This is a genomic window from Nocardioides sp. NPDC057767 (assembly GCF_042798275.1).
Classification (GTDB): Bacteria; Actinomycetota; Actinomycetes; order Propionibacteriales; family Nocardioidaceae; genus Nocardioides.
Genome location: NZ_JBHVKJ010000026.1, coordinates 1 through 14922 on the forward strand (window position 1 = coordinate 1; position 14922 = coordinate 14922).

General features: G+C 67.9%; 15 protein-coding genes. 6 read left to right on the forward strand and 9 right to left on the reverse strand.

The genetic code is table 11. The features are described from left to right. Positions 1-62 precede the first annotated feature (62 nt). Positions 63-812, reverse strand: a complete 750-nt coding sequence (locus tag ACFVDI_RS14775) for a hypothetical protein (RefSeq protein ID WP_378906201.1) — start codon at positions 810-812, stop codon at positions 63-65. Positions 813-953: 141 nt separating this feature from the next. Between ACFVDI_RS14775 and lipB the strand changes: the two genes are divergently transcribed. From lipB to ACFVDI_RS14790, 3 genes are all read left to right on the forward strand, one after another. Continuing rightward, entirely contained in the window at positions 954-1691 is a 738-nt protein-coding gene (gene lipB, locus ACFVDI_RS14780; protein WP_378906203.1) for a lipoyl(octanoyl) transferase LipB, read from the forward strand. A gap of 79 nt (positions 1692-1770) precedes the next feature. Beyond that, the gene (lipA, locus tag ACFVDI_RS14785) at positions 1771-2733 is read left to right on the forward strand and encodes a lipoyl synthase (RefSeq protein WP_378906206.1); all 963 of its coding nucleotides are present in this window, start codon (positions 1771-1773) and stop codon (positions 2731-2733) included. Positions 2734-2768: 35 nt separating this feature from the next. Further along, positions 2769-3479: a DUF4191 domain-containing protein gene (locus ACFVDI_RS14790; RefSeq protein ID WP_378906208.1), complete on the forward strand. Its 711-nt coding sequence runs from the start codon at positions 2769-2771 to the stop codon at positions 3477-3479. Here ACFVDI_RS14790 and ACFVDI_RS14795 read toward each other — a convergent pair. From ACFVDI_RS14795 to ACFVDI_RS14805, 3 genes are all read right to left on the reverse strand, one after another. Beyond that, positions 3476-4306 (reverse strand): class I SAM-dependent methyltransferase, encoded by an 831-nt coding sequence (locus tag ACFVDI_RS14795; RefSeq protein WP_378906210.1) that lies wholly within the window; start codon positions 4304-4306, stop codon positions 3476-3478. The two genes, ACFVDI_RS14790 and ACFVDI_RS14795, sit on opposite strands and share 4 nt — an antisense overlap. A 76-nt stretch (positions 4307-4382) precedes the next feature. Then, entirely contained in the window at positions 4383-5165 is a 783-nt protein-coding gene (locus ACFVDI_RS14800) for a DUF6612 family protein (RefSeq protein ID WP_378906212.1), read from the reverse strand. A 62-nt stretch (positions 5166-5227) separates the two neighbouring features. Beyond that, positions 5228-5701 (reverse strand): RDD family protein, encoded by a 474-nt coding sequence (locus ACFVDI_RS14805; RefSeq protein ID WP_378906214.1) that lies wholly within the window; start codon positions 5699-5701, stop codon positions 5228-5230. A 212-nt stretch (positions 5702-5913) separates the two neighbouring features. Here ACFVDI_RS14805 and glnA point away from each other — a divergent pair, with 212 nt between their 5' ends. Continuing rightward, positions 5914-7335 (forward strand): type I glutamate--ammonia ligase, encoded by a 1422-nt coding sequence (gene glnA, locus ACFVDI_RS14810; RefSeq protein WP_141794077.1) that lies wholly within the window; start codon positions 5914-5916, stop codon positions 7333-7335. A gap of 140 nt (positions 7336-7475) precedes the next feature. Continuing rightward, the gene (locus ACFVDI_RS14815; protein ID WP_378906217.1) at positions 7476-8075 is read left to right on the forward strand and encodes a hypothetical protein; all 600 of its coding nucleotides are present in this window, start codon (positions 7476-7478) and stop codon (positions 8073-8075) included. Positions 8076-8151: 76 nt separating this feature from the next. On the opposite strand, the gene ACFVDI_RS14820 is transcribed toward ACFVDI_RS14815, so the two are convergent. From ACFVDI_RS14820 to ACFVDI_RS14835, 4 genes are all read right to left on the reverse strand, one after another. After that, positions 8152-9483 carry an MFS transporter gene (locus tag ACFVDI_RS14820; RefSeq protein ID WP_378906219.1) on the reverse strand — a complete coding sequence of 444 codons (1332 nt, stop codon included), beginning with the start codon at positions 9481-9483 and terminating at the stop codon, positions 8152-8154. Positions 9484-9530: 47 nt separating this feature from the next. Continuing rightward, on the reverse strand, positions 9531-10850 hold the full coding sequence (locus tag ACFVDI_RS14825) for an MFS transporter (RefSeq protein WP_378906221.1): 1320 nt from the start codon (positions 10848-10850) through the stop codon (positions 9531-9533). Then, positions 10847-11848, reverse strand: a complete 1002-nt coding sequence (sbnA, locus tag ACFVDI_RS14830) for a 2,3-diaminopropionate biosynthesis protein SbnA (RefSeq protein ID WP_378906223.1) — start codon at positions 11846-11848, stop codon at positions 10847-10849. The genes ACFVDI_RS14825 and sbnA overlap by 4 nt, the downstream gene beginning before the upstream one ends. A gap of 75 nt (positions 11849-11923) precedes the next feature. After that, positions 11924-12343: a hypothetical protein gene (locus tag ACFVDI_RS14835; protein ID WP_378906225.1), complete on the reverse strand. Its 420-nt coding sequence runs from the start codon at positions 12341-12343 to the stop codon at positions 11924-11926. Between the two features lie 249 nt (positions 12344-12592). Between ACFVDI_RS14835 and ACFVDI_RS14840 the strand changes: the two genes are divergently transcribed. After that, a complete protein-coding gene (locus tag ACFVDI_RS14840) occupies positions 12593-13570 on the forward strand; it encodes a TAXI family TRAP transporter solute-binding subunit (RefSeq protein WP_378906227.1) in 978 nt (325 codons plus the stop codon). On the opposite strand, the gene ACFVDI_RS14845 is transcribed toward ACFVDI_RS14840, so the two are convergent. Continuing rightward, positions 13509-14921, reverse strand: a complete 1413-nt coding sequence (locus ACFVDI_RS14845) for an ATP-binding protein (RefSeq protein ID WP_378906229.1) — start codon at positions 14919-14921, stop codon at positions 13509-13511. The two genes, ACFVDI_RS14840 and ACFVDI_RS14845, sit on opposite strands and share 62 nt — an antisense overlap. Position 14922 lies beyond the last annotated feature (1 nt).

A 14922-nucleotide genomic window follows, 5' to 3' on the forward strand; every position in this document is an offset into this window, starting at 1 on the left:
CCGAAGTGAGAGACGCCCCGGAGCCAGCTGGCTCCGGGGCGTCTCTCACTTCGGCGTACGACTCAGGCGCCGTCCATCAGTTCCTCGGCCTTCGGCTCGGTGACGGTGAGCTTCTCGCCGTGCTCGCTGAAGTCCATCGTGATCTCGTTGTCCTTCCCCATGGCCATCGTCAGGCGGATCGGCTGGCCGTCCGCGTCGAACCAGCCATCGAGAGTGCCGTCGCCCTCTCCGGTGACGTCCTCATCGACGGCGAAGGAGTAGTGAGCGAGATCTGCGCCGTCGACCTCCTCCTGACCGACATAGGTGACCGTGTCGTCAGCCGTCTCTCCGCTCAGGCTCTCGAACAGGGTGTACGGGCTCGGCACCAACGCGGAGACCAGCCCGCTGAAAATGCCGTCGTCCTTCATCCACTCCTCGTCGTCGTCCATCCGCACGTAGGTCGTCTCGCCGACGGCGATGATCTCCATGACGGTCTGACCATCGGCCTCGTCCACCGTCAGCTTGGTCTGGGAGACCACCGGCTCGCGCTGGTAGTCACCCACGCTGGAGGCGCTGACACTGACTCCGTCCTCGACGGCCTCGACGCCCATCTCGACGTGGATCGTCGACATCGTGTCGGCCGCGGTGTCGATGAGCTTCTCCGCCTCGTCACCGGAGAGCTTCGTCCCGGGGTCGATCGCTGGTGCCGAGTCGGAGGCAGCGGTCTCCGATTTCTTGCCGGACTCCTCGCTCCCGCATGCGGCGAAGGTGGACATCGCGGCGAGGGCGATGGCGGCGGCCGCGAGGCGGCGCCGGTTCTGGGTGGTACGCACGTAGGTGCCTTTCAAGACTGATCCGATGACCGATCGCTCCCGAGCGCGGCCTGTCGAAAACAAGCGCATTCTGTGCACAATCTCTTTACCCCCGTGGGGTTATCGCCAAACCGTTATCCAACCCGGCGTACGATCTCGGGTGTGACTGAGCTGCGCTTCGTTGAGGTCGGGACGATCGACTACCTGGACGCCTGGGAGCTGCAGAAGCAGATCCACCAGCGCGTCGTGGACCGCGAAGAGCCCGACACCGTGCTGCTGCTCGAGCACCCGCCGACCTACACCGCCGGGAAGCGTACGAAGCCGGAGGACCGCCCCGCAGATCCCGGCGGCGCGCCCGTGATCGATGTCGACCGCGGCGGCGAGGTGACCTTCCACGGCCCCGGCCAGATCGTCGCCTACCCGATCGTGCGGCTGCCGGAGAAGGTCAAGGTCGTCGACTTCGTACGCCGCCTGGAGCAGGCGATGATCCGCACCTGCGCCGAGTTCGGCGTCACCGCCTACCGGGTCCCGGGCCGAAGCGGCGTGTGGCTGCCCGCGGGCGAGACCCCGGACGGCGTACGGCGTCTGGAGCGCAAGGTCGGCGCGATCGGGCTGCGCGTCAGCCAGCACGTGACGATGCACGGCATCGCGCTCAACTGCGACGTCGACCTGGGGTGGTACGAGCGGTTCGTGCCGTGCGGGATCTCCGACGCCGGCGTGACCACCCTCTCGATCGAGGCGGGTCGGCAGATCGGCAACGCCGAGGCGATGCCGGTGCTGCACGCCCAGATCGCCGAGATGCTCTCCTGGCGCGACTACGAGCAGGGACCGAGCCTGGAGCCCAAGCCCGACCCTGCCAAGACGCCGCGGGTCCCGCTGCTCTCCCCCAGCCTGGGCTGAGCGCGACACCGAAGCGGAGTGACCGTCCAGTAACCGCCTGGCTTCGGGGTTCCACCCTCCCCCGGCGTAGGCTTGTGGGGTGACTCAAGCTCCTGCCCCAGAAGGTCGCAAGCTCCTCCGTCTCGAGGTCCGCAACGCGCAGACTCCGATCGAACGCAAACCGGAGTGGATCAAGACCAAAGCGAAGATGGGGCCGGAATACAAGGAGCTCACCGCGCTGGTGAAGTCCGAGGGCCTGCACACGGTGTGCCAGGAGGCCGGCTGCCCCAACATCTTCGAGTGCTGGGAGGACCGCGAGGCCACCTTCCTCATCGGCGGCGACCAGTGCACCCGTCGCTGCGACTTCTGCCAGATCGACACCGGCAAGCCGACCGACCTGGACCGCGACGAGCCGCGCCGGGTCGCCGAGTCGGTGCAGACCATGGGCCTGAAGTACGCCACGATCACCGGTGTCGCCCGCGACGACCTCGCCGACGGCGGAGCCTGGCTCTACGCCGAGACGGTCAAGCAGATCCACGAGCTCAACCCCGAGACCGGCGTCGAGAACCTGATTCCCGACTTCAACGGCATCCCGGAGCTCCTCCAGGAGGTCTTCGAGTCCCGTCCCGAGGTCCTCGCCCACAACGTCGAGACCGTCCCGCGGATCTTCAAGCGGATCCGCCCGGCCTTCCGCTACGAGCGCAGCCTCGACGTGATCACCCAGGCCCGCGACTTCGGCCTGGTGACGAAGTCCAACCTGATCCTCGGCATGGGCGAGACCCGCGAAGAGGTCTCCGAGGCGCTGCGCGACCTGCACGCAGCCGGCTGCGAGCTGATCACCATCACGCAGTACCTGCGCCCCAGCGTGCGTCACCACCCCGTCGAGCGCTGGGTCAAGCCCGAGGAGTTCATCGAGCTCCAGACCGAGGCCGAGGAGATCGGCTTCTCCGGCGTCATGTCCGGACCGCTCGTTCGTTCGTCCTACCGCGCCGGTCGGCTGTACCGTCAGGCAATCGAGGCACGCACCGCCTCGGTGGTCGAGCCTGTCGAGACCACAGCCTGAGGCAGCGTACGAAATCTGAAGACTGAAAGAGGAAGATGTCCCAGACCGACCCGAGCAGCATGAGTCGCCGCCAGCAGATGGTGGAGACCTACAAGCTCACCAAGCAGTCAGACCCCAAGATCGGCCTGATCCTGGTCTCGATCTTCGTGGTCGTCGCCGCGGTCGCCGGCGTGATCTTCTGGCTCCTGCCCGGTGAGGGCATCTTCTCCTGGATCTTCACGATCGTCGGCGCCCTCCTGGCCGGCCTCCTCGCCGCCATGATCGTCTTCTCCCGGCGTGCGCAGAAGGTGATGTACTCCAGGCTGGAGGGCCAGATCGGCGGCGGGTACGCAGCCCTGACCATGCTCCGCCGCGGCTGGACGGTCACCCAGGCGGTCGGTGTCGAGCCGCGCAGCCAGACGCTGGTGCACCGCGTGGTCGGCCCTCCGGGAGTCGTCCTCGTCGGCGAGGGAAACAGCCCGAGCAAGGTCCGCTCGCTGCTGGCCAGCACCAAGCGCAGCCATGCGCGGGTCCTCGGCGAGGTGCCGATCACGACCGTCGTCGCCGGCAACGGCGAGGACGAGGTGCCGCTGCCGCAGCTGACCAAGCACGTCACCAAGCTCGGCCGCCAGGTCGCCGGCCCGGAGATCACCGACATCATCAACAGGCTCAAGGCCGTCGACGCCACCCGTGGCACCATGCCGATCCCGAAGGGCCCCGTCCCGACCTCGATGAAGGGCATGCGCGGCAACCTCCGCGGGCGTTAACCAGCGCGGCGCGCCCGGATCGCGTAGAGCAACGGGATCCGGGGCGCCTGCTCGGGCAGCCTGAACCAGCCGTCCTCCCCCGCCACCATCGACGGGAAGCGCGGCCACGGCAGCCGTTCGTCCTCGCGTACGAGCTCGATCCGCAGGCCCACGCCCGCGAGGGCGGTGACGACCTCGCCGACCCCGTGACGCCATTCGTACGCCGTGGTCGCTGGGCCGTCGGTGTAGGTGTGGGTCGAGTCCTTCGCGATCGCGCCTCGGCCCGAGAGATAGTCGTGGCGCAGCTCGAGGGAGTCCTCGCCGCCGGGCTCGGGCACCTCCCCGAGGGCGTCGAGGAGCGGGTGGAACTCGGCGAGGTAGAGGAATCCGCCCGGCTTCAGCAGGGCGTGCACGACTCTCGCCCACAGGTCGATGTCGGGCAGGTAGCAGACCGCGCCCTTGCCGGTGTAGACGACGTCGAACCGGTCCGCACCCAGCACCTCGACGGCGTCGTGGACGTCGGCCCGGTGGTAGTCGACCGCCAGCCCCCGCTGCTCCGCGATCCGGCGCGCGGCCTCGACCGCCTCGGCCGAGATGTCCAGCCCGTACGTCACCGCACCACGCTGCGCGAAGGCGACCGTCTCCGTGCCGAGATGACACTGCAGGTGCACGACCTCGCGGCCGCCGAGGTCGCCGAGATCGGTCCACTCGTAGTCGGCGAACCAGGACTCCGCGGGACGAGAGCCGTCGATGCCGTAGAAGTCGCTGGCGACGTGGATCGGTGTGCGCGCGTCCCAGTTGGCCCGGTTGGCCTCGATCTGGCGTGTGATTTCGGGGTCGAGAGTCATACGACCACGGTCCCACGGGACGACACAAGGCCGGTCCCGAACGGGACCGGCCCTGCTGCGTACCAGATCTGGGGTGTCAGCCGCCCATGTTCGGCATGTCGGTGACCTGGTCGGCGGGCGGTGCCTCGATGGTCACGTCCTCACCGTGCTTGGTGAGCACCATCTCGACGGTGCCCATGTCCCCCATGCCGACCACTGCCTTGCGGAGCAGGCCGTCGCCGTCGACCCAGATGTCCTGCTCGATCGTCTCGGGCATGCCGCTGGCGCTGTCCGATCCGAGGCTCTTGGCCAGGCTCGCGGAGTCGACGGTGAAGCTGTAGTGCTTGGTGTCGGTGCCGTCGAGCTTCTCCTCGCCCTCGAACTTGGAGGACTTGATCGAGTCCTCCATGCCTTCGAAGAAGGCGAGCGGGTTGCTCATCGACTCCAGGCTGGTGCCACCCATCTTGGCGAGATCGTCGGCGCTCGCGGTCATCCACGAGTCGCCCATCATGCCCTTGATGTAGATCTTCTCGTCGACGAGGATCGTCTCGAGGTCCATGTCCATCGAGCCACCACTCATCTTCATGGTGGAGTGCTGGGCCGGCGGCTCCTTGCGGATGTCGCCCTCACCGGTCATCGAGACCGCCTGGCCGGAGGCCTTGACGTCCATCTTCGTGGTGAAGTGGGCCGTGTCGATGTCGGTGGCCTTCTTCATGACCTCGGTCATGTTCTCGGCCGAGACCGTGTCACCCTCGCTGGCGCCGCCGGCCCCACCACCGCCACCGCAGGCCACCAGGCCCGAGAGCGATACGGCCAGCACGCCCGCCGCAGCGGCACGGCGCCAGAGGCCACGTGGCCCGAGAGTACGGTTGTGCGTCATTGAGCTTCCCTTCGTGTTTCCGCTCCTGCGGCGGACCGCTCCAACCTACCCTCGGAGTGGTCTCAACTCACGCGGCGAAACACGTGTCGATAGGTCTGAAGCGTGACGGTCGCCGTCCCCGCCGCCAGGTCGTGCAGACCACGCCGGTCGGGCCGGAACACCAGCGGAGGTACGACGAGGACCACCAGGATCTGGCGGGCGATGCTCCGCAGCGGGTCGGGCGGGCGTACGTCCGGCTCCCCCTGGGACACCCGCACCGTGCGCAGCCGGGTGACGAGCTTGCCGAAGGAGCCACCACCGAGCGTGGTGAAGACCGCCGTCTGCACGACGAAGACGACCAGGATCCACAGGTTGTCGGTCGGCCGCGGGTCGACGCCGGCGAGCAGCGACCCGAACGGCAGCGCGCGTACGCCGAGGAAGACCGACGCCACCAGCGACGATGCGAGCCAGTCGATGAAGAGCGCCAGGACGCGCCTGCCCCAGCTCGCGGTCGGATAAGGCAGAGTGGGCGTCACAGGGGTGGCGGAACTGGTCACACCGGCAAGCGTAGGCGGCAACGTCTTGAAGGATGAGATCGGGATGGCTGCCGATCAAATCACACAACCTGTTACATGCCTGAAACATTTGCGACACTCCTGTGCAACCGTCCCTTCGTAATTTGCGTGGCACGGTCAGGTCCACGAGGACCCGGCCTCGATCGCGAGAGACCTATCTGGCTCTTCCCGCCCGGGTGAGCCAAGGAGGATTGATGTTCAGCACTGACGACGAGCTCTTGAAGTTCATCTCTGACGAGGGGGTCGAGTTCGTCGACATCCGTTTCGTCGACCTTCCCGGCGTTCAGCAGCACTTCACGGTGCCGGTGTCGTCGTTCAACCTGGAGCCGATGGCCTTCGACGGTTCGTCGATCCGCGGCTTCCAGGCGATCAACGAGTCCGACATGGCGCTGTACCCGGACGTCACGACTGCCTACATCGACCCGTTCCGCACCGCGAAGACCCTCGCGCTGATGTACTTCGTGCACGACCCGATCACCGGCGAGGCCTACTCGCGCGACCCGCGCAACATCGCGCGCAAGGCGCTGGCGTACCTCGCCTCGACCGGCATCGGTGACACCGCCTTCTTCGCCCCCGAGGCGGAGTTCTTCATCTTCGACAAGGTCGCCTACAACACCTCCGAGGGCGAGTCGTTCTACAAGATCGACTCCGTCGAGGCCTGGTGGAACTCGGGTGCCGACAAGAACCCTGACGGCTCGGACAACCTGGGTTACAAGACCCGTTACAAGGGCGGCTACTTCCCGGTCTCCCCCACCGACCACTTCGCCGACCTGCGCGACGTGATGGTCAAGAACCTCGAGGCCTCCGGCCTGCTCGTCGAGCGCGCCCACCACGAGGTCGGCACCGCCGGCCAGGCCGAGATCAACTACAAGTTCGACACGCTGCTCAAGGCGGCCGACGATGTCATGAAGTTCAAGTACATCGTCAAGAACACCGCCTGGGAGGCCGGCAAGACGGTCACCTTCATGCCGAAGCCCGTCTTCGGTGACAACGGCTCGGGCATGCACGTCCATCAGTCGATCTGGAACGCCGGCGAGCCGCTGTTCTACGACGAGACCGGCTACGGCGGCCTCTCCGACATGGCCCGTTGGTACATCGGCGGCATCCTGAAGCACGCCCCGTCGGTGCTCGCGTTCACCAACCCCACCGTGAACTCCTACCACCGCCTGGTGCCGGGCTTCGAGGCTCCGATCTCGCTGGTCTACTCCTCGCGCAACCGCTCCGCCGCGGTCCGCATCCCGATCACCGGCACCAACCCGAAGGCCAAGCGCGTCGAGACCCGGTTCCCGGACCCGTCCTCGAACCCGTACCTCGCCTTCTCGGCCCTGCTCCTCGCCGGCATCGACGGTATCCAGAACAAGATCGAGCCGCCCGCGCCGATCGACAAGGACATCTACGAGCTGCCGCCGGACGAGATGGCCGAGATCAACCAGGTGCCGACCTCCCTCGGCGCCGTCCTGTCGGCCCTGGAGAACGACCACGACTTCCTCACCGTGGGCGACGTCTTCACCCCCGACCTGATCGAGACCTGGATCGACTACAAGACCAACGACGAGATCCTCCCGATCCAGCTCCGCCCGCACCCGCACGAGTTCGAGCTCTACTACGACATCTAGGCCGTAGAGCGCTGACCGACTGAGCCCCTCCCCGTTTCAACGGGAGAGGGGCTCAGTCGCGTTGTTCGTCGAGCCAGTGCAACACATGTTCTCGTTGGCGCGTCATGAAGACACACATCGCCCGAACTCGGAGGGTTCACATGAAGCAGCTCGTCGTCTTCCTTCTCATCGGCGCGCTCGCACCCGTGTTGGGGCCGGTCCTCAGCGCCCAGGCGCAGCCGCCCGACCTCGTCTGCGACGGCAGCTACCACCACCGCACGTTCCGCCACGTAGTCATCCCTGACGGCGCCCTCTGCGTGATCACCAATTCCAGGATCACCGGCAATGTCCGCACCACCGGTGCACCGAGGGTGGTCAGCATCACCGACACGCATGTCGGCAGGAACATCCACGTCCGCAACGTCGTCGAGCGCGTCACCATCGGGGCCGCCGGGTGCCGGGTGGACCCGGTCGCCGGACGAAACCTCATGGTCCGCAACTCCCGCAACGTGGCGATCTGCGAGATGTCGATCGCCAACAATCTCGTGGTCCGCGACAACCGGGGGACCTTGATGGTCCGGGACAACAAGGCATGCAACAACCTCCGCGTCGTCGACAATCACGTGCGTTCCCTGCGTGTGCTCAGGAACTCCTACGCCGGCAACTTCTCGGTGGCTCGCAACACCTGGGTGGAGCGCAAGGTCGTGAGGGACAACGTGGAGCTGCGACAGAACCCCGCCGCGTGCCGTCGGGCTGGATGAGCGATCGCCCTCCGGCCTGGAGCCTGCAGCAGCCGACAGCGCTCTGGCTGTAGGCCGCCACAGGCTCCTGACGGGCTCACACGGCGTGCACGCACGAGCACTGGCATGCGGCGAGGGTGCCCTCGGCGGTCTCCGCGGCCGTACGAACGAGCACTTCGACTCTTCCAGGGCCCACCGCCTCGGCGGCTTCGACGACCAGTCCGCTCTCCGTCGCTGCCTCGTCGCGTGTCCACAGTGCCGGCGCGGCGACCGCGCCGATGACGGCCAGAATGGCGAGCACGGTCCAGGTGGGGGCGAAGCCGGCGTTGGTGGCAACCCATCCCGCGATGGGGTAGGTGACCAGCCAGGCGAGGTGGGAGAGCGAGAACTGGGCCGCGAAGACCTCGGGGATGGCATCCGGCTCGACCGAGCGCCGAAGCACCTGGCCGGTCGGAGTGATGATGAGCGCCATCCCGCCGCCGATCGCGACCCAGATGACCGCGGTGAGCGAGGACATGGCGACGCTCGTGGTCGCCGTCACCAGGGCCGCGGCGACGGCTGCCACCAGCACGGTCGCCCCGGTCAGCATCACGACCCGTTCCCCGATACGGTCCAGGATCCCGGGGAGGACGAGAGCTGCCACCAGGGTCCCCGATCCTGAGGCAGCGAGCATCCAGGCCACGTCGGACTGGGTTCCGCCGAGGACGTCCCGGACGTAGTTCACGGTGTTGACCACGACGATGGATCCGGCGGCCGCGACCACGAGATTGAGGGCCATGACGGCGCGCAGGCTGGGAACGGCAGCGAAGGTCCGGATTCCCGAGACGACCCGGTCCACGGGCCCGGCACGTCGGCTGGGGCGGGCGTTGGGGACACGGGAGGAGAGCACGAGCAACGCGGAGGCGGCGAATCCGAGCGCGGTGCCGAGGAACAGCAGGTTGAAGGACATGACCGAGAGCGCGACAGCTGCGAGCACCGGGCTCAGCAGGCTCTCCATCGTGTAGGCCACCTGGGAGGCGGAGAGCGCTCGGGTGTAGTCGGCTTCTTCGGTGACGATGTCCGGGATCACCGCCTGGAAGGTCGGGGTGAATGCCGCAGACGCGGTCTGGAGAACACCGATCAGCACGTAGATCTGCCAGACCTCGGTGACGAACGGCAGAGCAAGCACCACCAGGGCGCGGACCACGTCGAGGACGGTCAGGAACAAGCGCCGAGGCAACCGGTCGACGTACGCAGCCGCCAACGGCGCGACCACGACATAGGCCACCATCTTGATGGTCAACGCGGTCGCGAGCACCGCTCCGGCGCGAGGGCCGGCCAGGTCGTAGGCGAGCAGACCCAGCGCAACTGTGGCCAGACCGGTTCCGAACAGTGCGATCACCTGCGCGCCGAACAGGCGCCGGTAGTCGCGGATCGCGAACAACCCCATGGCTCTCACCCTTCCTCGAGCCAGGCCGCTTCCTCGTCCTGGCGTGTTCATTCGAGGGGGACCTTGTCCCGCATCGCTGTCCGAGGCCTGTCCGCCCACCTTCCGGCCGAGTGAGGCGACGAGCGGTGGCGCGGCCTACGAGCGGCAGCATGCCGACCGGCCTGCCGGGACCGACGTCCCACCATGAGAGGCAGCGAGAGCAGCAGGGCGGTAGAAGCCACGCTGATGCCGGTGATCACCACGCCGACGGAGGGGACGAGCACGGCCATCGCGCTTCCGGCCAGTAGTGGACCGAGGAACTGACCTCCGAGAAGGAAGCTGTTGGCGACACCGAGATATCCGGCGCGTTCGTGCTGGCCGGCCTTCTGGGACGCGTAGAGCAGCAGCGACTGCGCCAGGGCCGCGAAGCAGAAGCCCTGGACGAACCGCAGCGGCACCAACATCGGCAGCCAGGCCACAGCTGCCTGGGCGAGCACGGTGGCGGCCGTGATGCCGCTCGCGATGACCAAGGTGCGCAGCGGAAGCCCGGTTCTGTCGTTGAACCTGCCCCACCACAGGGAGCCCACGAGGGTGCCGGCCCACATCACCGCGTGCAGCCCTCCCACCCACGGCCCGGCCTGACCGGGCTCGGCGACGAGGTCGGTGACGAAGGCGGCGTAGACGGGGATCAGGCCGTAGACCCCGAAGAAGGCCAGGAAGCCGGCGGCCAACGGGACCCAGCCGATGTGGGTGCACACGGACAGGAGGGCGGATCGCGCCGGTTCTGCTCGGTCTGGCGGGCGCCGTCCGCCGTACGGGTTCCGCAGCCGGACCGTACAGACACACCCGAGCACCATGGCCACGACGGCGATCCCGATCAGAAGCGGTCGAAGATCACCGGTGGCTACCAGCGCGCCACCCGCGACCGGGCCCGCGAGGGCTCCGGCCGCGGTGGCGCTGTAGGAGCGGCCGAGGGCCCGTCCGCGGCTGCCTTCGGATGCGGCTGATCCCACATATGCAGCGGCCGCCTCGACCACTCCTCCGAACGTTCCCTGAACGACCCGCGCGACCAGGAGGCCCAGGGGGCTGCCGGCGGTAGCCATCAGGGCCATCGCCGCGCACAAGCCCACCAGGGCGCGGACCACCATCCACTTGGGACCGATGCGGTCACCCAGTCGGCCCCACAGCGGTGTCGTGATCGCCAGCGGGAGGGCGGGCGCCGCGATAGCGGCCCCCGCCCAGAGCCCAACGGTGGCGCCGGGGGCGCCGAGCGATGCCATGTACAGCGGCATGATCGGCACCAGCGCCATCAACCCGGCGGTGTTGACGAACTGGGCGATCCACAGCAGTCCCATGTCCGTCCGCCGCAGGGTCATCTGATCTCTCATGACCGCGTGGCAACGTCCGGCCGCTGATCACCCAGCCCGCCGACCGTGGAGACCGTCTCGAGCCACTGATCGTCGTAGACCAGGTCGAGGTACCGCTCCCCCCGGTCCGGCAGCACCGTCAGCACACGGCTGCCCGCCGGCGTGGTCGGCAGGAACTGCGCGATGGCTGCGACCACTGCGCCCGATGACCCACCGCCCAGGACACCTTCGGTCGCAACCAGGTGCCGACAGCCCAGCGCCGCTCGAGCGTCGTCGATGTGGATCACGTGGTCGATCTCCGAGCGACTGAGCAGCTCGGGGACGCGGCTCGCGCCGTAGCCGGGGATCTCGCGTGGTCCCGGGGACGCACCGAAGATGACCGACCCGACGGCGTCGACGGCCACGACCTGCATCGCGGGATAACGCTCACGAAGCCGCCTGGACAGCCCCAGGAGCGAACCGGTGGTGGAGACGGCCGCCACCAGGTAGTCCACCGGGGTCTGGATCGCGTCGAGGACCTCGCGCCCGCTGGTCTCGTAGTAGGCGCGCCAGTTGAGGTCGTTGGCGTACTGGTTCACCCATACGCTGTCCGGGCTGGATTCGGCCAGCTCCTGGGCACGTCGGACCCGGGTGTGCAGGTAGCCACCGCTCTCGTCGCGCTCGGTCACCAGCTCCACCTCCGCCCCGACGGTCTGGAGAAGTCGAAGGTTGGTCGGGGTCGTCTTGGGATCGACCACCGCGGTGAAGGCCAATCCGTGAAGCTTGGCCATCGTTGCCAGTGCGACGCCGAGATTTCCCGACGTGCTCTCCACGAGCCGCATCCCCGGGCGCAGTTCGCCGGACGCCAGTCCGGATTCGATGATGAAGCGCGCCGGCCTGTCCTTCATGCTCCCGGCCGGGTTGAGCATCTCGAGCTTCGCGATCACCTCCCGGTCGGGGTCCGGGAAGCAGCGTGCCAGCCGCAGCAGCGGGGTGTCACCGACGCACGTCGTCAGAGAGTCATGGATGTTTTCGGGCATGCAGAAGTTCCTTCGTTCATGAAGTCGAAAGGTGCTCGAGGAGACGTAGGAAGGTGTCGAGACGACACCGGCCTCCTACACCCGCTGCACGCCTAGTTCACGAACGAGATGAGGGGTCGACCTCGGTAGATCTACAGGCTCTCGAGTGCGGAGATGTCCCGCCGCCGGCGGGGTGACCCACAGACACCCCATCGCGGGCACCAACACCGAGGCAGCAACTCCGAGGCGTGACTGGGTGATCTCGCCGCATTCGACCTCGCCGTGGGGATGGTCGATCGTCAGCACATCCGAGCCAGCGACGGCATCGCCGAGATCCTCATGCACCGACTCAGCAGCAGCATGGCCGGAATCACCGTGGTGTGCACTGTGCATGCTCAGCAGGTGCACCGCGAACACGATCGCGGCCAGCAAGGCCACCACGACACGCGGCTGGCGCCCGGAGAACGGGGCGCGACGAAAACGGCAGGAGATCGCCGCGATGGCTCCCGAGCCCATACGCCCCCTTGCATCGTCATCCTCAACAGTCCGGCGCCGCCCAAGTTAGCAGCCGGTCCTGAAGGAACCCTGACACCACGACGTGACCTAGCGCACCGGGAGTGCTGCACGATCTGCCCGTCCCGAGGATCTTCCAGTGGCCAGACAGCGCTCGCTCGAGACGACATCGGCGGCGGTCCTGACGATGCATCTTGTTCGATCCCGTCCACGGCGCGGCCGTGCCAAGGCACGATGTGAAATGCTGACGGGGTGATCAGCCCCACATCCACCTCTCGCCGCGCGCTGCTCGCGGGGGCGGTGGGTGTTCCGCTCGCCACGGCGCTCGGAGGCTGCGTCGGACAGTCCTGGGACGAGCTGCCGGGGACGAGTCTGTCGATCGCCACCGGAAACCGCGGAGGTGTCTTCGACCGGTACGGCAACGCGTTGGCCACGGTGCTGGAGGAGCGCCTCGACGGCGTCACCGCAACCACCCACCACACCGACGCCTCCCTGATCAACCTGCGCGAGGTGGCCCAGGGCAAGAGCGACATCGGTTTCGCCCTGGGTGACGCGGCCGCGGATGCGATCCGGGGCACCGGGCCGTTCCCCGACCCGGTCGACCTGGTCGCCCTGACCCGGACCTACGACAGCTTCGTGCACCTCGTGGTGACGGCCGACTCCCCGGTGAAGGAGGCGGCCGATCTCCGCGGACGACGCGTCGGCCTGGGCAGCCTGGGATCGGGGACGAGGCTGGTGACCGGTCGCATCCTCGCGGCCGCCGGCGTCGCGGCGGACGACATCACGGGCACCGACCACAGCCTGGAGCAGGCGGCCGACGGACTCCGCCACGGGCGGCTGGACGCGTTCTTCTTCGTGAGCGGAATCCCCAACGCCGTGGTGGCCAGGCTGTCCGACAGCGTGCCCATCCGGCTCGTCGACCTCGGGTCGCTGGTCCCCCAGCTGACGGAGACGTACGGCCCCGAGTACACACTGGGCCCGGTGCCGACCTCGAGCTACGGTCTGCCCCGTGCGGTCGACACCGTGAGTGTCAAGAACCACCTCGTGGTCCACCCCGATCTCGACGTGGACCTCGCCTACGCGGTCACGCGCGTGATGTTCGAGGCGCAGGACAGGGTCGACCGGATATCGCCTCAGGTGCGGCAACCCAACCTGGGAGCCGCGATCTTCACCTCCCCGTTGCCCCTTCATCCGGGGGCGGAGCGCTACTACCGAGAGCGTCACCTGTAACGGCCGACAGCACGACCCTCACCTCGAGGCCCCCGTCGCTCGGCGTCGAGACGACCATCGACCCGCCCAGGTCGTCGACGCGGGCACGCACGATCGCCAGACCGAGACCTGTGCCGGGTACGTTCTGGTGCTGCCTGCCCCGGAAGAACCGCGCGCCGACCTTGGCGACGTCGTCGGGATGGAGCCCCTGCCCGTGGTCACGGACCCGCACCTCTACGCTGTCTGCAGGCGTGCCGCCACCGGTGACCGTGACCTCCACCGGTGAATCCGGGGCGAACTTGGCGGCGTTGTCCAGCAGCGAGTCGAGGACGACCTGGACGACCTCCGGCGAGCTCAACGCGATTGCCCTGTCGGGCACATCCGTACGAAGCCGGGTGAAGACGGGTTCCCACATCGCACACCGTTCACGCACGATCTCAGCCACATCCACCTCCACCGGTGTGACCCGGCGCGCACCGACCTGGCTCAGCCTCAGCAACGACTCGACGATGCTGCTGAGGCGATCGGTCTCCTCCAGCACGGGTTCGACCGCCGCAGAGGGTGACCCCGTCGCGGCCAGGCTCTCGACCCGAAGCCGCAAGGCGGTGAGGGGGTTGCCGAGCTGATGGGCCGCGTCGGCGACCAGCTCCCGCTGCTGTCGCTGGGACGTCTCGACGTTGTCGACCATCGCATTGAAGGATCTGGCGAGATGTCGCAGCTCGGGCGGACCCAGCTCGTGGGCACGCGAAGACAGGTCACCGTCGGCAAGGTCCTTGGCCGCATGCTCGAGGTCGTGCACCGGCCGGAGGATCCAGCTCACGAACGGCACCACCGCACCGAAGACCATCAGCAGCACGACCACGAGTCCGGCCGCCACCAGCCAGGCGAGCCCACGCGCGATGCTGCCCTGGACAGCGTTCGTCGGCGCGACGACCACGACCGCTCCGAGGACTTGGGCGTCCCTGCCGACCGGCGACCCGATCACGACGTTGTCGCCGCTCCACGGCCAGATCGTGTCGGGCGGTTGTGAGCCTGCGCCCGAGAGAGCGCGGTCGATGGTCTCCTGCACCTGGGGATCGTCGCCGACCGCCTCCGCGCCCGCTTGCGCGACGACCTGGCGGTCCGCATCGGCGACCAGCACCGACCCACCGTAGACGTCCACGTAACGCTGCAGGTCGCCGTCCAGATCCTCGGCAAGTCCGGTCTCGAGGGCATTCTCAGCCACGACCGCGAACCGGCTGACGTCCCCGAGCCGGCTCACGAACATGGCTTGCGTACGGTCGGAGGCGTACGTCGCGATCAGCGGCACCATGAGCGCGAGGAGCAACACCCCGATCAGGGAGAGAGACACGAGGAGCAGGCGGCGGCGCACG

Bases quoted from the DNA above. Each gene is read 5' to 3' on its own strand.
- ACFVDI_RS14790 (WP_378906208.1), top strand. From the start codon at position 2,769: ATGTCCCAGACCGACCCGAGCAGCATGAGTCGCCGCCAGCAGATGGTG.
- ACFVDI_RS14795 (WP_378906210.1), bottom strand. From the start codon at position 4,306: ATGACTCTCGACCCCGAAATCACACGCCAGATCGAGGCCAACCGGGCC.
- ACFVDI_RS14800 (WP_378906212.1), bottom strand. From the start codon at position 5,165: ATGACGCACAACCGTACTCTCGGGCCACGTGGCCTCTGGCGCCGTGCC.
- glnA (WP_141794077.1), top strand. From the start codon at position 5,914: ATGTTCAGCACTGACGACGAGCTCTTGAAGTTCATCTCTGACGAGGGG.
- ACFVDI_RS14815 (WP_378906217.1), top strand. From the start codon at position 7,476: ATGAAGCAGCTCGTCGTCTTCCTTCTCATCGGCGCGCTCGCACCCGTG.
- ACFVDI_RS14820 (WP_378906219.1), bottom strand. From the start codon at position 9,483: ATGGGGTTGTTCGCGATCCGCGACTACCGGCGCCTGTTCGGCGCGCAG.
- ACFVDI_RS14825 (WP_378906221.1), bottom strand. From the start codon at position 10,850: ATGAGAGATCAGATGACCCTGCGGCGGACGGACATGGGACTGCTGTGG.
- sbnA (WP_378906223.1), bottom strand. From the start codon at position 11,848: ATGCCCGAAAACATCCATGACTCTCTGACGACGTGCGTCGGTGACACC.
- ACFVDI_RS14835 (WP_378906225.1), bottom strand. From the start codon at position 12,343: ATGGGCTCGGGAGCCATCGCGGCGATCTCCTGCCGTTTTCGTCGCGCC.